This is a genomic window from Candidatus Thiodiazotropha sp. AKAK3 (assembly GCF_058244645.1).
In genome coordinates this window covers 13573-35268 of sequence record NZ_JBSYOQ010000017.1, presented here as the reverse complement: position 1 = coordinate 35268, position 21696 = coordinate 13573, and the positions used below count along the sequence as shown (strand labels likewise).

The following is a 21696-nucleotide window of genomic DNA, read 5'->3' as shown; positions in this document are numbered from 1 at the left end:
ACCGGATCGAAGCCTGGTGCCGTCGCGGTGATGGTTGGGTACTGCGTTCCATCGACAATGTCATCATCAACTGGAGTAACTGGAACCATTACGGAGGTCTCACCTGCCGGGATGGTTACAGTGGCAGGCACTGTGGCTTCACCTTCGTCATCACTGCTCAGGGTTACAACCAGTGGCTGATCAGTTGGACCCGTGCGAGTGATCACTAGGGCATCAACTGGATTACCATTTTCATCAACGATCGGGTTGCCATTAGCATCAACTGCTGCACCGGGTGCTGTCTCGATGGCTAGCTCTGGTACATCTGGTACATCTGGTACATCTGGTACATCCGGTACATCCGGCTCATCCGGCTCATCCGGCTCATCCGGCTCATCTGGCTCATCATCGTCATTGACGGCAACGTTCTGTGTGACAGGATCAAAGCCCGGAGCGGAAACAGTGATGGTTGGGTATTGGGTACCATCTATGCGGTCGTCATCAACCGGTGTAACTGGAACCGTCACAGAAGTCTCGCCAGCTGGGATCGTTACTGTAGTTGGCACAGTGACTTCACCTTCGTCATCGCTGCTCACGGTCACCACCAACGGCTGATCTGTTGGACCAGAGCGGGTAATCACCAGTGCATCAACAGGATTGCCGCTCTCGTCAACAATCGGGTTGCCATTGATGTCAACCACAAAACCTGGTGCAGGCTCGATGGTCAGCTCTGGGGCACCAACCAAAATCTCTTCAATCTGGCTAAATTCCAAGGTCGAGCCGTCCGAAAAAGTGACTATTCCAGCCGTAGCACCTTCATCGGATTCATCGTTGGCATCATCAATGGTTACAGCCCCAGCTCCGCGCAGATCGAGCACGTCATAGTCGGTTGCCTGATCGGGGCCGTTACCACCCGCAATTACGTCACCATTGCCTTCATCCGCGCTATTTACGATAAAGGTATCGTCACCTCCTTCACCAAACATCCGGTCAGAGCCTGCGCCACCATTGATGATGTCGTCTCCGCCATTGATGACATTACCATCACCGTTACCGGTCGGGATGAAGTTGAAGCCGCTGACGTCACCGTTTCCGAAGTTGAAGCCCCCATTTGTAGCACCTGCTGTCAGGGTAAAATCGAGAGACGAGCGCCCCTCAAAGGTGACACCGAACTGCGCATCAGTTTCATCGGGGTTGACATTGTTTTGTGTGCCCTGCGCCAGAACGGTCGTGCCATTATCGCTCACAGATACAATGGTGTCCGATTGCGTACCATATCCGGTGATTTGATCAAGTTCGAACTCGGCACTCTCACCAGAGTTGCGAAGGTCGATATCCCCAAGGACCAACGTGGAGCTAATCTCAACAGGTTCACCTGTCGCTGTGTCGAAGAACTCCATACGAAAACTAGCTTCTGCACCACAGGAGGCCCCCAGCAGGAGCGGATGATCTTCGGTATACGAAAGATCGACATTCAAACAGCTAGTGCTGGTGCTGACCAGAACAAGACGCGCAGAGACAGAGGTGCCGTCATCAAGAGTTGCAACATTGTCGTAGATTATGCTGTCGCCTGCGCCAGAGGTCAGGCCACCACAGGAAGTCTCCGAGTCAACACGGATGTTTGACAGATCCAGACGCAGAGGGGTTGCATTTTGAGCAGTGATTGTATTTTCACCGTTGTCACCATAGATCAGATCATTGCCATCACCGCCATCTATGGTGTCATTGCCCTCTTCGCCATAGATTGTGTCATCGCCTGCGCCACCATTAATGATGTCGTCGCCACTATTGATGACATTACCATCACCGGTCGGGATGAAGTTGAAGCCGCTAACGTCACCGTTTCCGAAGTTGAAGCCCCCATTTGTAGCACCTGCAGTCAGGGTAAAATCGAGAGACGAGCGCCCCTCAAAGGTGACTCCGAACTGTGCGTCAGTTTCATCAGGGATGACATTGTTTTCTGTGCCAGATGCCACAACGGATGCCCCATTCTCGCTCACCGACACGCTGCTATCCGATTGCGTACCATATCCGGTGATTTGACCAAGTTCGAACTCGGCACTCTCACCAGCGTTGCGGAGGTCAATATCCCCAAGGATCAAGGTGGAGTTAATCTCAACAGGTTCGCCTGTCTCTGTGTCAAAGAACTCCATACGGAAGCTGGCTTGTTCACCATCAGCGGCTCCCAGGTAAAGCGGATGATCTTCTGTATACGAAAGATCAACCTCCAACGAATCGTTGCTGGTGCTGACCAGAATAAGACGTGCAGAAACAGTGGTACCATCATCGAGAGTTGCAACATTGTCGTAGATTATGCTGTCGCCTGCGCCAGATGCCAGGCCACCAGATGAAGTTTCAGAGCCAACGCGAACGTTTGATAGATCCAAGCGTAGCGGGGTAGCGTTTTTACCAGCGCTGAAGTTTTCACCGTTATCGCCATAGATCAGGTCATTGCCAGCACCGCCGTCTAAGGTGTCATTGCCCTCTTCACCAAAGATCGTGTCATCACCGTCTTCTCCATTGACGATGTCGTCAGCGCCACCGCTGCCGGTCGGGATGAAATTGAAGCCGCTAACGTCACCATTTCCGAAGTTGAAGCCCCCATTTGTAGCACCTGCTGTCAGGGTAAAGTCCAACGACGAACGCCCGTCAAATGTGACCCCGAACTGTGCGTCAGTTTCATCAGGGATGACATTGTTTTGTGTGCCAGATGCCACAACGGATGCCCCATTTTCGCTCACCGACACGCTGCTATCGGGTTGCGTACCATATCCAGTGATTTGATCAAGTTCGAACTCAGCACTCTCACCAGCATCGCGGAGGTCGATTTCCCCAAGGACCAACGTGGAGTTAATCTCAACAGGTTCGTCTGTCGCAGTGTCAAAGAACTCCATACGAAAGCTCGCTTGTTCACCATCAGCAGGCCCCAGCAAGAGCGGATGATCTTCGGTATACGAAAGATCTACCTTCAATGAACTGTTGCTGGTGCTGACCAGAATAAGACGCGCAGAAACAGAAGTGCCATCATCGAGGGTTGCAACATTGTCGTAGATTATGCTGTCACCTGCGCCAGAGGCCAGGCCGCCAGATGAAGTTTCCGAGCCAGCGCGAACGTTTGACAGCTCCAGACGCAGCGGGACTGCGTTTCTAACAGCGTTGAAATTATCTCCATTGTCGCCATAGATCAGGTCATTCCCTGTGCCACCGGCGATGATGTCATTGCCAACGTTACCAACTATTTGATCATTATCGTCAGTTCCGTTGAGAGTGTCAGACCTATCGGTTCCCTGAATAATGGCCACGGCGTACTCCAGTTATCATTATAAGTAATGTTAAAATCAGGAAACCTCTGATTAATTCTGGACGAAGCAGATTGTGCACTAAAATGTTCTGGTTCAAGGCATGGATCGCACGTAATAGCAGGCTATTGCGAAGATCCATAACGCAGAAACTGGACATTTTAGGGGCAAGATGCGAGTTCACGAATTGATCAAAGGTTCCTTAGTATTATCGAATAGGATTGCATTCAGAAAACCGCAAGATTTGTATTTACTATTCAATACCATTCGCCTGTGTTCTTCCTTCATTATGCATCTCCATAATGATGCAGCATTCCTTTAAGTTACTGCTTAAATCTCTTTATTCATGGCAACATATTCGTGGCAAAAGATCTTTGTATTTGGATAGTTATTTGCGCCCGAAGACACAAGCGATTTGAATTGCATGAACTGAGATCGGTAGTTATGGCAGCCATTAAAACAATATTGTGTTAATCATAATAAACAGGCTACATCAAAGGAGACAGCCCTATCCTCTTGCACTGTTTTTTTCAGCCCTGTAAAAATTGCTTTTATTGATACTTCTTAACGATGTAGAAGCCGTCCTACTGAAATGACACTCAACTCTCTATCAACTCGATCCTTAATTAAATCCGCTACAATATAGCGTCTCTACAATCCAAGCCAAATTGCTTGAGATCTCCTGAAATGATGCAATATACTATTTTCTTTTTTCAGTTTATCAGATAAATTTTCACTATAGTACTCTTATTCCGGCTATGTTAATGATTGATCAGGAACATAATAATTAGAATAATTCCAATTCTTATAAAGCCACATCCATTAAGAATACCTGCATCAACGAGCAGAACCGCACTCTATCGACAGCACCGAATTGGTGCCTTTATTGCAGCCTCAAACGGCTTCGCACAAGGCACCACACTATTGATTCAACCACCGGTCACCACCGCATCAGGAGTCCTCCTCGTATACCTCCAGTGATGCCGCCATTCAATTACTGCTGATGATAGCCGGTCGTTGAGAACGGAAATAAAGTTACCCTCTAAACGAACGCCTAATACTGTCTGTAAATGGTTCAAATATTATGCCGGCGAAGGTCCGCTCTTTTGTCTTCAGATAAGCTTCAACGGGCATACCTGCAGAGACTGGAGGGAGTTTTGCGATTTCTGCTGGATCAACCTCAAGGCGCGCTGCAAAATAGCTGGTACCGTTTGTCTCATTCACTCGTCTATCTGGCGATATAAAGATAGTCTTAGCTTTAGCCGGAAGCACCTCATTCCGGTCAAAAGCACTCATCACCACTTGCGCGTCCTGACCAATGAGGACAAGATCTATGTCTGTCGGATTAACCTGAACTTCCACAATCAGGCTCTCATTTTCCGGAACAATTTCAACAATCGGCGTATAGGCCGCGACAGCGCTGCCGACTGTGTTTACATATATTTTATCTATTACACCTGACACAGGCGCCGTGAGCTCCACCCGAGCAACGGCATTTTCGGCTGCCTCGAGCTGGCTTGTAACTTCTACAAGCTTTTGCCTATTTTCAGAAATATCAGCACTGAGTTTTTCTGCAAACTCATCTTCAATCTGTTGAATACGTTTCGTGGTCAACATCATTTTCATCGGCAGCGTATGCAGTTCAGTTTTAAGGCGCGCATGGTCTTCTTTGGCTTCCGCCATTTCACGCTCAATTTGCCGTAGATCTGCAGCTCTGGTATATCCTTGCTTGACGACTTTATTCAACATCTTGCGCTCATTGGAGTAACTGGCAATTCTTTCATTCAGAGCTGTAATCTGATCTTTAATGCCATTAATCTCCTGCTCGTAGGTGTCTCGCTCAATCACTAGCAATGCAACAGCATTAGTGCGATTTAACTTGCGTGTAATAAATTGCTTCATTTGATCTTGGAGCGCAGCTTGGAACTGGGGAGAGTTGAAGTCACTCCTCGATAGAAGCTTGTTCTGATCGCTGAGACCTTCAATCGTAAACGTCTCAGCTCCTTTTTGTTCCGCAAATAGTCTTGCTTGTGTTATAGCGAGGGTCTCTTGCTGTGCCTGCAAACGATTTCGAACAGATCTGCGGTCCACATCATCGAGTACAACAAGCACGTCACCTGCTTTGACGCGCATCCCCTCTTTTACGAGTATTTCTGAAACAACGCCACCCAACTCGTGTGAGATCTCCTTGGATTTACCCTCCTTGATGACTTGTCCTTGAGCAATGACGGCACCACCAAGCGGCACGAGAACGGCCCATCCGCCGAAAAAGACAAAGAACAGCACGAATAACGAAGTGCCAATTTTTTTTAAGCTGTTAATGCTCGTGACACTTTGTAGAACTGCTTCTTCTTGATAGTTAATCATTCGCTCCGACACTCTTGTTGGACGCTATGAGGCGGGCGATCTGGTTTGTATCAACGGTAATTTTTGGTTTAGGCCTGGTACGCTGATAATTACGGATACCAGCTAGAGATTTGACCTTCCCCCGCTCTTTTTTCTGCTGAACAAGTTCAGGTTTCTTATGATAAAGCTCAGGCAGTTTCAACACGCTTGAGCTGGATCCGAACTCTACTAATTCTCCGTTTTTGAGCCTTAGCGCTTTGTCGGCTATATTCATGAGGTACTCTCGATGAGAAATCATGATTACAGTTTTGCCCCGTTTTGCTGCAGCAAGAAGAGAGTCGCGTAGAGCTTTTGATGCTTTAACGTCTAAATTTGTATCAGGTTCATCGAGCAACAGTACCGGCGGATCTCGGAAGAATGCCCGTGCCAGCGCTATGCGTTTTATTTGACCACCTGAGAGACGAACACCCCCAGCACCAATAATCGTATTATACCCATCCGGTAGAGAACCGATGAAAGCGTGGGCTCCCGCCAGACTGGCGGCATCTATAATCTCATCATCGTCCACATTTGGGTCAAAACGGCTGATGTTCGCTGCAATTGTTCCATGAAAGAAACTGGGATCCTGGTCAATATAACCGAGAGATGCACCAAGCTGACTTGGATCCCAGTGATGAATTTCATAATTGTCGTAGTGTACAGTGCCGCCATTTGGTGCATTGATACCTGCAAGAACCCTGAGAAGGGTTGACTTACCTGCGCCGCTGGGGCCTACAATTGCCAGAATTTCACCGGGTATAGCTGAAAAAGAAATGTTGGAAAGGATTCTTTTCCCATCTGTGGACCCTTCCGCGATATATTGAATATTAGAAACGAAAATCATGCCAACAAGGTCAGGCAGGCATAGTGGTTCTATTGAGTCTTTTTCCAAATCACTCAGGACGACTTGCAGCCGCTTCCAAGCCTCACGTCCGGTGGTTAGCTGTTGCCAACTACCAATGAGATGCTCAATCGGCTGCAAAGCACGACCAGTAATAATGCTTGCTGCAAAGATCATACCAGCTGACATGGAGCCGATTATTGCCAGATATGCGCCTGTACCCAACAGTAAGACTTGCAAGAATTGACGTATAAACCTAACCAAACCGAAAAAATTAGCATTAATGCCATTAACCTGGTCAAGATCGTAAGAAGATTGAAGTGCGACACTTTTCCAGCGCCCCAATAGCCCTGGGCCTAAGCCTAATGCGCGGACATCATCTATGCGTTGTACGGTATCACTTACATGACGACCCGCATCAATCTGTCCACGACGTGCATCTTCCTGGCGTTTATTGGTCATGGTCTGGTTTAAGATCGCAACGCCGATCAAAATAGCTGCGCCGATAACACCGAGCAGACCGAGAATCGGGTGAACGAGAAATAGCACAATGAGAAATATCGGTGCGAAGGGAAAATCAAAAAGACCAATAAAGCCTCGGCCTGCGAGGAGTTGCCGTAAGATGACAACATCAGCTAAGTGTTGGGAGGTTGTTCTTGAACCAATCTTTGGATTGTTGATTGTATTTTTTGCTAGTTTTGAAGTTGCAATGAGGTCTAAATGGGTGCTCATGCGTTGAGCAACACGCGAGCGTAAACTCTCCATCACGCCGAATATAGCTAATGTTACCGCAACCAAAAGCGTCAGATAAATCAAGGTATCGATACTTTGTCCAGGGATGACACGGTCGTAGGTCTGAGCCATATGCAACGGCATCGCCAACATTAGTGCATTTGCTATAACAGAGAAGAACAATAGCCAAGATAAATAGGGTTTAAGTGACAATTGTTGATTGGAAAAGTCGTTTGACATGAACTTATTTACCATTTCCCTATGCAAAATATGACTAGCCAATCTTTTTAGAGACGCCAAAGATCGAAAATCCACTTAAAGATAGATGCAAATTTCTAATACAACTAAGTATACCTTAGAGGGCTAAAAGCTATATAACGAAAGAAAGGCCCTCAACATATAGGACCTTTCTTGCCTGCAGTCTTAATAGTTCCTTAACTTTGTTCAAGCAAAATAAACCCATCGGTTGATCCTGGTCACTATTTACATAGCTGGAGAGGCCATATTCGTGGGTATCGATGTTATGGGGGGGGTATTTTGACCATTCACAATTTCTTACATAATTGGTAGACATTCAATGCACTCGTAGCAAACGAGAACCACTTTTGCATAAAATTCAACAATTTACAAATAATGGGGGTCCGCAGAATGGCGTCAGCCTCTGCTGTGCGCGACAAATCTCAGTCAGCTCCATTCTTGATACTGTCTGATCAAATATTGCGAGATAAGGGTTCTTACGCACTGTGTCGGAGTCGATTTCAGAACGAATAGGCCTAGCTGAAAAATGCGCTAGTGTTTTTTCGAGGTGACTCACGATATGGGATCTCTCGACTTCGACCCCTGAGGGTGAATGCTTAATTTGATATTGGGCTGAGTAACATCTAACACTGATTATTGAACATTGATCAATACCCCCCTGCAGCAAGGGTACCTGACATGTGCTCCTGTTCACTAAAATAATGAATCATGTGAACCTATTCCGCTTTTACTTATTTTTTTGTTGTGATTTGTGCTGCTGAAGTACAGTGTTAAATAAGAAACATAATTTCACTATTTATCGAATACTGAAAATACTATATATCCTTGATTCTACGGAGAGGTCATAGTTATGGATAACGATGAATCATGACAGTTCTTGAACCTGTTACAGATACGAAGTAATTAAAAGTAAGCCATCTGCAACTCGCCAAGAGAACAATATCATGCTAAATACTATGACCAGATTTCTAATATATCCCCTGGCAATATTTATCTCTCTGACCGGCTGTGAGGATTCACCTACAGTCAATATTACAGCCGACCCAGAAGTTGTAACTCAAAATAGTTCAACCACACTAGAATGGAGCAGTACGGATGCCACTGACTGTATCGCCTCAGGTGACTGGTCAGGCAGTAAAGAACTCTCAGGAAATGAAGTAATAAGCAATATACAGAAAGAGAGCACATTCGAGCTCACATGCACGGGTATTGAAGATAACGAATCGGCCAGTGCCTCGGTAACTGTGAAGATTGATACACCACCAACAACAGTCTCTCTTTCTGCAACTCCAGCAAATGTTTCATTCAATGGCTCAACCACTCTGAGATGGGAGAGTAACGCAGATAGCTGCATGGCATCCGGCGCCTGGTCGGGTGAGAAAAACCCTACGGGAGAAGAAGTTCTAACCTCACTGACAGTAAGCAGCACATACAACCTATCTTGTACTGGTTCAGGAGGCAATGCTGAGAATACCGTTTCGGTTTCAGTTGCAGGTCCACCCGTTAGTAATGACCCTGGAACTGAAGATCCTGTTACTGAGGATCCCGTTACTGAGGATCCTGTTACTGAGGATCCTGTTACTGAGGATCCTGTTACTGAGGATCCTGTTACTGAGGATCCTGTTACTGAAGATCCTGTTACTGAGGATCCCGTTACTGAGGATCCTGTCACTGAGGATCCTGTCACTGAGGATCCTGTTACTGAGGATCCTGTTACTGAGGATCCTGTTACTGAGGATCCTGTCACTGAGGATCCTGTTACTGAGGATCCTGTTACTGAGGATCCTGTTACTGAGGATCCTGTTAGTGACGAAAACACACCTTGCGGCAATGAAGAATTACAGAGAGTTCGTTATCAAAGCCCAACCGCTGAATCATTAGAGGCCTGCATTCAAGAGGTTCAAGTTCGCGAATGCACTCAGCAGGGACTATCTCCATGGAGTGGTAGCTTTGAATATGTCAGCTGTATTGCGCAACCAAGCAATGCGAACAGCCTGCCTCGGTGGCAATGGAATCAAATAGAATATGCCGGTGGTTTTCGGGTAATGGGTGGAAAAGTTGGGGATGGCGACAATTCAATCCTCGCTTACTCACCAGGCCCATTTACAATAGATGAAGCAAAAAACACAATTTTCATGGTAACCCATGCCTATGAGCAAGGTTTTGGTGAGATCAATCTACCAGCGCTTACAGTTAGTGATAATCCGCGCGATTTTAAGCAAGCAAACACTGTAGTCCAGCGATTTCAAGATATCTACCAGACCGAACGCGATGTTACTGGCATTGATAGCTACTTCAGGGTAACCGGCCTACTACAGCTTAACAACCAATTAATCGTCAACTACATGAATTGGTACGATGCGTCAGGAAAAGAAACCGATACAACAATGGTTTTTAAAGACGCATCTAATTTACAAGAGAGTCAGTTGACTGGTCCTTTTCAAATGCAGGGCAAAGCACATGCAGGTGGATGGATCTCACCGATACCTGCTGAATGGCAAGCAAAATTAGGCGGCACCCATATCAGTGGAATGAGTCAGGGTTCAATTATTTCCAGACTTTCCGTAGGACCATCAGCATTTGTCTGGACACCTGAAAATGGTTTACTCAGCGCAAGTGAGGGTGGCCCTATAGAGACCATCACTGCACTGGATTACTCAATGCAACATATCCTTTATGATACCAGCTTATATGACATAGAAGCAGTTGATAGCAGTGGCATTCTATACAACCGAATCGATGGTAAAAATCATCTATGGACGGTATCAAGTTCCGCTGGATATGCCTTTATCATCCCAGGAACCTCAACTTACCTGGTTGTAGGCCATTCTGCTGGCCATGAATCTGGATTGGGATACAAAATTACTCAAGACAACGGCCGCTTGTGCGGCGGACCATGCCCCTATGCAGCTAATGACCATTACAACTACTACTGGCTGTATGACGTCAACGATATGGTATCTGTCATTGAAGGAAACATTGAACCCTGGGAAGTACGCCCCTACGACTATGGTGTATTTGATACCATTGGCAGTAACAAGACCTTGACGGGTGCTTATTACGATGTCGACGACGACCTGCTATATGTTGCATTGAAAAACGGCGATCCAATTCCTACTTACGACAAACCGCCGCTCTTTTTGGCCTACCGTTTAAATCTCAATAATAACGGCCAATAAGAAGAAGTATTCCTGGGGTAAAGATGCACCCAGGGACACCCAATAAACATTCTTAACGTGACATATTTATATGTAACTATTCACAAACAGTCTGTGAATCACTAATTAACGACACCTAAAGATCACCTGTTAATTGACATGGATTGCTTGAGGTTAAAGAGACAGGATTATAATTTACAACAAGACTAAATAGTCAAATAATACATCTTCTCTAGAGCAGTTGGTGGGGCAGGGCCCCACCCTACCAATCTGAATTGACCCTTCTCCATCTACAAAGTGTAGGGTGGGGCCCTGCCCCACCAATACCTGCTGACAATCCACAAGAAGCCAAACCTAACACTCTTTTAATTTTTTACTCACACAACAGTAGACTGTATTGAGCTATCAGGTTTACATTTATAGTTTTGATTTAGAGATCTGAATCTGATCCTTATAGCAATCAACGCAGTCATTACAAATCCCCAGAACTACTCTTACGCACATCCAATAAATAAATATATATATAATTTTCTAATGTTGGATATCCCGGATATGCTGGAAATTGTTGAGCAAACTGGAAGTCACATTATTCTTTGAATAGATGTTGCATCAGAACTGTCGCCTCATGACGAGCAGGTGCCACCTGCTCAAGACGATGCAGTAGTGTCTTGCTGGCATCGGGTGCAGTCTTTGATAATACACTGGCAAGTTTTATTAATGGGAAATAGGCGGGTGAAAAATCAGGACTTGTTTTTAACACTGTAAGGAGTGGTTCCTCAATGTTATGTAGAAGTGTATAAGGATCCATCGATCGCTGAGATTCTGTTCCAGTTATTATAAAGCTGTCTCTCGCTAACCAATATGCAGATAATCTACTGTGTGCCCTGGTTGAGTTTGCTTGAAGAATATCCTCAGGTTTTGCCTCTACCCCGTGGATTACTTCCAAAAGCAGTTCAGAGGGTTTGCTTTCTGCACGATAGACATAACCAGGTGCCTGATATAACAGTATCGGGTGATCATCACTATTCACAGGGCCAGGTCCTGCAAATCTCTTTAATGCCAGACCGTTCCCCAGATAACTTCCTGGAAGGGTTAGTGGTTCGTGTAGACGGACTTCCCGTAGGGCGTTGTAGTGCGATTTCTGTTTGACACGCCGGTTCAGCCAGTCGCTTTCAATACGGATATCTTTTTTACTTCCTATCAATCCAAGTATCGGTGCATCCACACTGTAGTGAGCCAACCAAGCGCTACCTTTTGGGTAAACATCCAAAAAGGTACGGATGATGGTATTTAAGGTCTGGCGATCCAATTGGTAAAGCGGCAGCCATTGACAAAAAAGCCCATCAGTTGATAGCAGATCCTTAATTTTTACAAAATGTTCACGAGTATAGAGGCTGGCAGCGCCATCTCGTGCAGGATGGAACAGGTCGGCTATAACCACATCATAACTATGACCTGCTGATGCTACAAAACGTCTGGCGTCTGAGCTTTTTAAACGCAACCTGTCATTATCACTGAGTATGCCTGTTGACTCGGTAAAGTAAGGTAATAGCTCAAGTACCTCGGGGATCAATTCAATTGCATCCGCTTCGAGATCGGGGTATTCAGCAGCAGCAGCAAAAGTTACGCCTGCTCCAACTCCCAGAAAAAGAGCCTGTTTCGGATCAGGGTGAAGTAACAAGGGAATATGTCCTTCCCGCCGATCAGAATAGAGTGATGATGTTCCCCCCATTTGGAAGCGGTCATTCACCTTCAGGTGAAGGTGGCCCTGTTGATCGGAAACTACAGAGACCGAGGCCATGATCCCATCCCTATAGGCTACCAATTCACCCCCTGTAGGGATGGATACTATACGTAGACTGGTGGGGATTAACATCAGGATGAGCAGACTCCCGACTGGTGTAAACGTATACCAGGAGGGTTGTCTGTTCAGCAGAATAAAGAGCATGAGATAACCAGCTGCAATCAGAATAAGCGTCATTTTTGCGCCCATCATAGGCAATAATAGAACACCGAAAACCAGCGGTGCCAGGGCACTACCGAAGGTGTTGATAGCCACGGCCCGACCAATGGTAGTACGAGGGCCGCGAACGCATTGCATCAAGTGGCTGAACAAGGCACCGATTGCCAGAGTAGGCGGAAGAAACACAAATACAGCGATTGTGATCTCTGTAAACAGCGATGATGCATACCCTTTATCCAGCAACATGCTCATCCAGTGGTGGAACGGTTGTGAGAAAAACAGCATAACAGCTGTTACTGCTACACCTAATGCAGTAAGGGTGATCAGTTGAGCGGTAACTTTGTCTGGGTCTCTGTTCCGGGCGTAATTGTGATAGAACCCAGCTCCAATCGATGTCCCCACCAGATAGATTACTAGTAAAAGAGCAAAGGTATATACTGTATTTTCCAATATTTGATTAAGAACCCGTATAACAACGACTTCAAGGCCGATACCCAGCATACCGGTTACGAAAAATACTGAGAGTTGCGTGTTAGAAATATCAGACCTTATAGAATGGCGTTTACCTATTTCTTCGATAGGCACATTTGCCACAACATCTGGAGTTCTATATTTATTGTTTAGTGCAATTGCTGCGATGGCACAACAAAAATTGATTGTCGCCATCAGCAGACCGGTTTTGAGATATCCATATTCAGGAGCGATCAGGAACGTAGTCAGCACAACACCAATCGCTGCGCCAAGGGTATTCGCACTATAAACGCCTCCCACTACCCAGCCATCGCTGCGTATTTGCGTCATCCATCTTTCCAGGGCTGGCAAGGTTGCCCCCATAACGAAGGTAGCCGGCAACAGAGTGACTATTGGGAGGCTAAAGGCAACCATCCAGTGCTCAACTGGTGAAGGATCACTACCCAGCCAGATCACAGCATGATTACTCAACAGTGGTAGGAAAAAGGCGAGTCCCATAGCCCAAAGGCCTGCAACCATTTCCAATACCCCATACCAAAGAGCTGGTTGTTTGGTTCTTCCAATTGGGCCATGTAAAGTCCAAGCTCCCAGGGCCATACCAATAAAAAACGCAGAGAGGACGGCCAGTACTGAGGGCATTTCATGACCCAATGCCATTGTGAGCGTTCGGGTCCAAATCATCTCATAACCTAGCCCGGCAATACCGGAAACTGTAGCTATGAGTAGCAGTAGTGCTTGAATCTGTCTAGCTGTTGCCATGTAGATACAGAATCTCAGTTTCTAATAACATGAATTATTATTAAGCTTGTATTTCGAACTATTATTAATTGTTATGGATAAGTGATTGAAGAGGGCGGTAAAGAAAGTGAGCGGCCCCTCCATCCGTGGAGGAGCACTCACATGCAGTCGGCTAAATTACTCCAACTCTCTTCACTTTACGTGAATGAAGATAGGATTAGAGTAGAACCATAAATCTGCATAGGCTTCTGCAACCTCGTCCAACTTGCTGGTTGTCGCTCTATCGATTTTGCTCTCAATGACATGATCGAGGATATCTTTAAACATGTAACTGGAAAGCTCTTCACCACTCATGTTGTAGAGATTGTCTTCGGCTTCGGAGTCAGCCAGTGGATTAGCCTCTGCATCAGTTTCGAATGGTACATCCGCAGGAAGGTTAGTACCACGCAACCGGAAGTACATATCTTTATCAGCTTTAAACTTGTAGACAAAGGTCATGTTACCGTTGCTCTTAAGGCCATCTTCTCGTTCGAAGGTGGCAACCACCGCTGTAGACTCATTCGTCTCTTTTGAGTAGTCAGGATCGGACGGATCAACATAGCCTGTAACTTCGCCACCAATTATATCTATATGGTCAAGTTCCGGCATATTAAGCGGTTGGCTGATACCAACTTGCGCCAGTGATGGATTCTCCATATCGAGTGGGCAGTTATTTGTACCAACAGGATCACGAAGCTTGATTTTGAGGGTGACAGTAGAGCCACGCTTGGCTTCGATAGTTTGTCCCATAATCACTTTGTTGCGAACATTTCGACTGTCTTTTGCACTCGCAGTAAAATTGAGCTTATCGATCAAATCACCTTCAACATGCCAACTGGCACCTGAGCGAAGTGAATCGAAAACAGCCTCTTCCGGAATGTTACTTTTTGTATTCATGTAAGTGTAGATCTTCTGATATTCACCAGGCCAGAAGTCACTACCACCGGTACTCCAATGGTTATGAAAATCGGAACTGGCAAAGTTCCACCAGTGACGCCCCTCACCCAGCATCGCATCCCACAGGCCACCTAGTGTAGCGGTATACCAGCCGACGCCACCGTAAGTGCCACCACCATCGGAGCTTGTGCCAAAACCGCGTGAACCTGATGTTTGATGACCTGGTGCACCTTCGAAACCAAAAGCTACGTCAGGACCAGCATTGTTCCAGTTGCGAAAATCAGCGATGGTGTAGCTGTTAGCTCGCTCGATGTGAGCTGGAATCACCCATGCATCAGCTATCCCTGCTTTTTTCAGTGCTTGCATGAAAGTAACACCAGCTACAGCATCTTCAGCTGTCTCATTGGTCTTTTCTAATGGACCATAGGAAGCAAGAATACTTACTTCACCGTTACGGCTAGTATCGTCGTCACTTTTATCAAATCGATATTCAAATTCACTGATTGCAGTTGCTTCTTTACCATATTGGTGGATTGCAGTAGAACAGTGCTCATGGCTGGGGACATTCCACTCCAATCCATTGATTACAATTTTCTTAGGGTATTTTACACGCGCTTCCTGAATATCAGGAAAAACGTAATCACGGAGACTCTGCCAACGCCACATCTCCTGGTGCTCACCTGAGTATTCCACATCGCCAAGAATAGGGTTTTCAGGGTAGATGTTTACGTCATCCCAATATTCACCGTTTCCGTCACGGTTTCGTTCACCGCCATGTTCTGAGTTTGCCCACCAATCGAGATAGTTGGAATTTTTCTCCATTACATCTTCGAAACGATAACTTCCATCTGTGTAGTAGCTGTGCTGATGAAAGTCACCTGCTTTCCATTTCAATTTACTTCTGCTTTCACTTGTTTTGCTATTATCTTTTTCTTCTGCCTGACTTTCCTCTTCAGAACACTGCTCTTGGCACTCATCCTGACTAGAAAAAGCTGTTGTTGGGGTTATTGATAAAACTGTAAATGATCCACCAAGTGCCATTGTGATGGCTGTTGCCAACAAACGTGTCTTTATACGACGCACCGTTTTCATTCTATTTACTCCATAATGTTGCTATTTTTACTACTCATAACTTCTTCATTACTGAGTTACGAAACATGCAGAGTTTGATGGATATAAAGCGGGATATATTCAGTGGTAATGTGTAGCTGTTTTCCATCAAGGACCCGCAGCTAGATGATAGGGATAATGACGTGCAGTTTGGTGACAGATGCATGAACAAAACTTGATAAAAAACAGCAGAAATAATAAATTTTATTTAATAATTACGCGGAATTGATTTGGGTCAATGTGAGAATGACAAAAACACTAGGTTTTGATTTATAACTAGACTAAATACTATGACAACTATTTGAAATTATTTTTTAGTAAATAAATATTTGTATTAAACATATACAAACATATGGATATTATATTTCCTTATTACATTCCTAATTCGGCTTGTTAATCTAAATCCTGGATTTAGTAATATGCAGGTTAGGAGTGCAACTTATTGTCTGATTGGTGGGGCAGAGCCCCACCCTACCCAGCCGGATAAGAATTGGCCCTTCCCCACCTACCTGTCGTACTAATCTTGCTGGGCGGGGCCCTGCACTACCAATGCCTGCTGATAATCCAACAAATGCCATACCTAACACTCTTTGAATTTACAAACTCTCACAGTAGCAGACTTTATTAGACTATCAGGTAAATTAGTATAGTTATGGTTTAGAGATCTGAACCTGGTCTGTAAAGCTGTACTGTTGAGCATTACCAACAAGCTTCACCTGATAACTCTTCATGCCATTAAAGCTCTCCCCTCTCTTTTCAGTAATTTTCACAAAGGTATAAGGAGAATCCAGTTTAGGATCAAGCCCTTCTGTCGGACTTACTTGATCCCAATCAAGACTGATACCTACATTTCCTTCAAGTACAAAGTAGTGGATACCATTACGGACTGCGACTTCACCTCGGTGATCGTGACCTGAGAAAACCGCAACCACTTGACCATCTTGTTCGAAAATACTACGTACAACGTCAGCATTCTTAATCGTATGCGCCTCTGTAGTATCACGATGTAAAACCTGATGTGCAAATACCACTGTAGGGAGGTTGTTAGCAGCAAGATCAGCAGTCAACCAATCCAACTCTTGCTGAGGTATCCAAGCATCTTTCCAGCTCCAGAAAGGTGCACTTGGATCCTGCATATCAAAGGGCAGATGTGGCTCTGCAACAGTGTAGTCTGCATCCAGGACAACGAAGTGTACACCGTTCTGGTTGAATGAATAGTATGTCTCACCATCGGGTATACCACTATTTTTTATGTATTCCAGAAAATCGTTCCGATATAGATTATCGAACTCATGGTTACCCAAAACATGATAACGTGGGCCTTTAAAGCCCGCATATATCGTTTCTATCTCATCAAGGTTCTGGATTGGATCTTTGCCGTCTACCAGCGTATCAACATAGTCACCCAATTCGATAACAAAATCGGCTTTTCTGTTCATGACTTTCACGAACCGTGTCATCTTATCCAGGGCCGCAGAGTAGGTGCGAGAGGATGTATTTATTTTATTCGTATGGTGAATGTCTGTAATAATGCCAAAGCTTACATTTGCTCTACTACAATTATTTTGATATTTACAGTCGTGATTCTCATGACTTCCGGCATTTGCAATACCGGATCCAAGCACTACAGAAAATACTATTGTCAAAATACTCTTCATGATCAATACCTCATCTTAGATTATTTAAGATTTAATCAGTCACATATAATTATGTTTTATAATCATTCCAATGAAATAAATTGTTATCATTTTTAGATCAATCGGAATGTGGTAAACACTACGCATAGGTTATTACCAGCACATTATTGATATCTGATATTTGTGTTGTTTTTTTAGAAGTGAACTAAGTCTAAACACACTGGAAGAGTTCAGCTGTACTGCTGATCTTGATAGATTATTCACAAGGTTACTAAACAGTTGATTTGTTGATCATTTCATCTGACATACTTTGCGGAGAAAAGAAGTATGTACCGCATGACATCTACTTAACATAGAAGTTTATGTAATAATTGTGTAATAAATGGGTATTTGGGTTCATCCACAAATTCTTTCGAAGATTAGTAGAGCCAGTTTTATGACATATTGTCATTGCAATTACTCCGAACCACTCTTACACACATACCATTAATTATTTAATATATAGATATTTATATTTTTCAAATGTTTGATACCCCGGAATGTCGCATGTTAATTAACATGGATTGCTGATGATAAAGAGACTGGATTATGATTTATAACAAGACTAAATAGTTGAATAATCCATCTTCTCTAGCGAAATTGGTGGGGCATGGCCCCACCCTACCAATCTAAATTGAACTTTCTCCATCTACAAAGTGTAGGGTGGGGCCCTGCCCCACCATTACCTGCTGACAATCCATATAAAGCCAAAGTTAACACTCTTAAAATTTTCTAACTCTAACGTAGCAGACTGTATTGAACTATAAAGTTTACATTTATAGTTTTGATTTAGAGATCTGAATCTGATCCTTATAGCAATCAACGCAGTCATTATAAACTCCCAGAACTACTCTTACGCACATCCCATAAATAAATATATATATTTATAATTTTCAAATGTTGGTTGTCACGGAATGCCATGCTAAGTCAGATCAGAAAAAAAATCATGACTGCCTCGGTATATCACCTGAACATCAGTGCCCTACTATATACTCTCAATTCCCATAGCATGCTTGACAACATACGTTCAATGACCTAATTGTTTAAATTATATTACCTATAATCAAATCTCATGTATGGATTAAGGTTTTATAAACAACCGCGTGGGTGGGGTTATGTTTGTTTGGATCCGCCTTTGGACTCTTCTTAATAATTCCCAAACATCATGCAATGTCTAATATTAAAAGTATTCTATCTACTAACACTTCTATTGTCGTTGTCCATACTAGCTGGGTGCAATGATTCCGATAGCGGGGAAAATGATTCAACTGCAACGATATCTGGCCGTTTAGTCACCAATACGGCTTCAGATGAGTCATCCACTGCCTGCCCTAGTGCCGCGGTAAAAATCTTAGTTTTTCGTGGAGACGAAACCATTTCACAATCCAATATTACACAGGAATGTAATTTTGAGGTTGATATTCCTGCTGAGACTCCAGTCTCTCTCAGGCTCGTAGACAGTTCAGGAAGCGATCTTGGCGTACTTGTCTACGATAATCCTCGCATCAGTCAAGGGGGACGGCTGGAGGAGTTCATCGATCAATTCCAGCTGCCATCGGACGCAACTGAAGAGATCGGCAACATCCTACTGTTGCCTGAGCATGCAGTAGCACTTCTCCAACGAAACCCATTGCAAACTCAAGATAGTGATGGCGATGGTGTGGTGGATGCAATAGATGCTGATTTCAAAGTATTAGAATTAATCTCTAATCAAGATGTTGATAACGACGGCATTGAGAACGAGAGTGACAACTGCCCCTATGAATCAAATCCAGGCCAGGAAGACAGTAACCAGGATAGCAAGGGTGGCGCCTGCTCCTTTCCGCCAGAAATGCCGCTATACGGCCAATTGACTCTGAGCCTGGTCAAAAAACTGGCCACACAGGAAGAAGTCCAGGCAATCATTGATGATCCCGCACTTCTGGATTCAACCCTGTTGGGGGTATCAGAAGATGATCCCAATACCATTGTATTTGGACCCATACCACAAGGAGGTAATTGGGTTATCACTCATAATCAGAAGGTTATGATTGACCCTGATGGTTACTTTACCCTTGATCCAATATCAGATTCCGATTCCGGGCTTGCTGTTGTCGTTAGAGAACCAACGGCTGATAAGCCACTTTTCACCTTTCCTCTGCATACATTGAGTAGCGACGCCTTGAACCCAACGGTGATCGACATCAAGGGCACCTTCCCAAAACCATGCGGTATGGATGGGGACGTTTGTCACAATCCAGTTTCTGCTGCAAAAAACGAAACATTACATCATGCCAAACATGAACATACAGATTTACCTCAGATACTACCATATGAAGAGCAAGGTGATGAGGGTGTCTCTGGTAATTGCAAAGAGGATTACAATACCTATCCCTGTTGTTTGGACTATGACGGCCCCCTGGCGGGTCCCGATGCTGAACCGCAAACAGATTCAGTGACGGAAGTCCAAGTCTACCTAGGCTCCACCTGCCATGAATCTGTACTGCACAACTGCTGCACAAATGAGCGGGGAGACTTCGCCTATCGTGCCGTGGAGATTTTAAGAATATTCTCTGATGATATCGATGAGTTATATGAACCAATCGGCTGTCATGACAATCATAAAAAAAGAAACTGCCAATGGATTGACTATGACACCGAGCAGAGAGGCCTTTATCTATCAGCCACCTCTCCAAGCATCATTCAACGTTCCGCGCGATACCAAGAGAATACTCGTCCACAATCAGGCTCACTATATATCGAAAATATCGTTGTAGCTTGTGGAGAAGAGAAAACACTCTACCTATACAACAACACCTGCAGAAACGAAACGGTCATCCACTTTGAACGTAATATCGGTGGCTCTGCAAAACTCAATGGCGACGGCGTTGAAATTGAGAGGGAAATTCCCGCAAACGAACGCGCCAATCCGTTGGTTATAAAACATTACAAAGATGGCGTAGACACTTTTATCTTTCAACGATCCATAACCTACACAGCGCCCTCGGAGGCAGGCTCTGCCGATGCCATTTCAGTACAGGCTGGAGGCATTCATCGACGTGTCAATATCGAAGTAGTATGTGATAACACGGTTGTAGAGGATCCCCCACCAGAAGAGGAAGAGGAAATCATACAGCCGCCACCGGCAACCACTCCTGAAATTGACGTACCCGAACAGACAGCATTCCTTTTCGATCACTACATTGGTGAGTCACCCTGTCCTCAGGAGATTGGTCAGCTCACTATCGGCAATAGTGGCGATGGCAGTTTGAGCTGGAGAATTGAGAATAGTATCCCATGGCTGAATGTAACGCCAACCAGTGGCGTGGCTCCCTCCACCGTATCACTTCAATTCAATTGCAATGTAAGTGGCCCTGGCAATCTCAGTGGAAGCTTTACTATTGTATCGGATAACGCAACAAACACTCCGGTATCAATTCCTGTGGGCGGAACGGTTCACTAATGGAAATCGATAGACAAGCAAATTGGGCATTGCAATTAACCGCCTGCTTCAATGGAAGACTGACCATTAATCAGATTGACCAGATCACAAGTGCAAGCCGCAATTGACTACAAAGTACCTATAGTCCTTTGTATAGGAGAAACATAATACCCTGCATGGTACTGGTAAAGGAGCCCGTAAAAGAATTTATACATAGGACAATAATTTAGTACTCAATAGTATTCATTCTATGTATTTTTAAGTTACTATTTCCTTTTCGTCTCTATTGCTCACTGATATCTATTTCCACCATCACTCGTCGTCAACTGAAAAAACAGTCCAACCATATTATTAAAATGCGACTCAGACCATAAACATCGCTTCATTTATGATTCATATCATTGAGATGTATAGACATTACCTCCGGAGTCGGAGTCGAATCTAGAACGGAAATGCTTACTAGAGAAATGCACTTACTATTTTTCGAGGTGATTCACGATATAGGGACTCTCGACTCCGACCCCTGATTTCCATTATGCTAGAAACTGTCTTTTGCAATGTTTATAGGGATATACTTATGCAGAATAAATTCAAAAACGCTTTAATTATAATCACTCTTGTGATTCTAAGTGGTTGCTCCACTTCCCCAAAAAGTGACTCTATTTCAGACAATAATCGTCAATCAAACGAGTATGCTACTAAGTTCGGAGCAAATTGGCATGAATTTTG

General features: G+C 44.6%; 8 protein-coding genes. 2 read left to right on the top strand and 6 right to left on the bottom strand.

Annotated features, from left to right (window positions below):
* The 3 genes from AC4IE7_RS02060 to AC4IE7_RS02050 all read right to left on the bottom strand — a co-directional run.
* Positions 1–3281, bottom strand: a 3281-nt coding sequence (locus tag AC4IE7_RS02060) for a hypothetical protein (protein ID WP_490775135.1), incomplete at its 3' end; no start/stop codon positions are given.
* Between the two features lie 1032 nt (positions 3282–4313).
* Complete coding sequence (locus tag AC4IE7_RS02055; protein ID WP_490775134.1) at positions 4314–5645, bottom strand: HlyD family type I secretion periplasmic adaptor subunit; 1332 nt, start codon at positions 5643–5645, stop codon at positions 4314–4316.
* Positions 5638–7476: a type I secretion system permease/ATPase gene (locus AC4IE7_RS02050; protein WP_490775133.1), complete on the bottom strand. Its 1839-nt coding sequence runs from the start codon at positions 7474–7476 to the stop codon at positions 5638–5640. The genes AC4IE7_RS02055 and AC4IE7_RS02050 overlap by 8 nt, the downstream gene beginning before the upstream one ends.
* 962 nt (positions 7477–8438) lie before the next feature.
* On the opposite strand from AC4IE7_RS02050, the gene AC4IE7_RS02045 reads away from it, so the two are divergent.
* On the top strand, positions 8439–10673 hold the full coding sequence (locus tag AC4IE7_RS02045) for a hypothetical protein (protein WP_490775132.1): 2235 nt from the start codon (positions 8439–8441) through the stop codon (positions 10671–10673).
* Positions 10674–11238: 565 nt separating this feature from the next.
* Here the strand turns inward: AC4IE7_RS02045 and AC4IE7_RS02040 are convergent.
* The 3 genes from AC4IE7_RS02040 to AC4IE7_RS02030 all read right to left on the bottom strand — a co-directional run bounded on the left by AC4IE7_RS02040 (position 11239) and on the right by AC4IE7_RS02030 (position 17528).
* Positions 11239–13845 (bottom strand): spermidine synthase, encoded by a 2607-nt coding sequence (locus tag AC4IE7_RS02040; RefSeq protein ID WP_490775131.1) that lies wholly within the window; start codon positions 13843–13845, stop codon positions 11239–11241.
* A gap of 171 nt (positions 13846–14016) precedes the next feature.
* Positions 14017–15852: a hypothetical protein gene (locus AC4IE7_RS02035; protein ID WP_490775130.1), complete on the bottom strand. Its 1836-nt coding sequence runs from the start codon at positions 15850–15852 to the stop codon at positions 14017–14019.
* Positions 15853–16520: 668 nt separating this feature from the next.
* Positions 16521–17528 carry a metallophosphoesterase gene (locus AC4IE7_RS02030; RefSeq protein WP_490775129.1) on the bottom strand — a complete coding sequence of 336 codons (1008 nt, stop codon included), beginning with the start codon at positions 17526–17528 and terminating at the stop codon, positions 16521–16523.
* A 1234-nt stretch (positions 17529–18762) separates the two neighbouring features.
* Here AC4IE7_RS02030 and AC4IE7_RS02025 point away from each other — a divergent pair.
* Positions 18763–20988: a thrombospondin type 3 repeat-containing protein gene (locus AC4IE7_RS02025; RefSeq protein ID WP_490775128.1), complete on the top strand. Its 2226-nt coding sequence runs from the start codon at positions 18763–18765 to the stop codon at positions 20986–20988.
* Positions 20989–21696 lie beyond the last annotated feature (708 nt).

Bases quoted from the DNA above. Each gene is read 5' to 3' on its own strand.
- AC4IE7_RS02055 (WP_490775134.1), bottom strand. From the start codon at position 5,645: ATGATTAACTATCAAGAAGAAGCAGTTCTACAAAGTGTCACGAGCATT.
- AC4IE7_RS02050 (WP_490775133.1), bottom strand. From the start codon at position 7,476: ATGTCAAACGACTTTTCCAATCAACAATTGTCACTTAAACCCTATTTA.
- AC4IE7_RS02045 (WP_490775132.1), top strand. From the start codon at position 8,439: ATGCTAAATACTATGACCAGATTTCTAATATATCCCCTGGCAATATTT.
- AC4IE7_RS02040 (WP_490775131.1), bottom strand. From the start codon at position 13,845: ATGGCAACAGCTAGACAGATTCAAGCACTACTGCTACTCATAGCTACA.
- AC4IE7_RS02035 (WP_490775130.1), bottom strand. From the start codon at position 15,852: ATGAAAACGGTGCGTCGTATAAAGACACGTTTGTTGGCAACAGCCATC.
- AC4IE7_RS02030 (WP_490775129.1), bottom strand. From the start codon at position 17,528: ATGAAGAGTATTTTGACAATAGTATTTTCTGTAGTGCTTGGATCCGGT.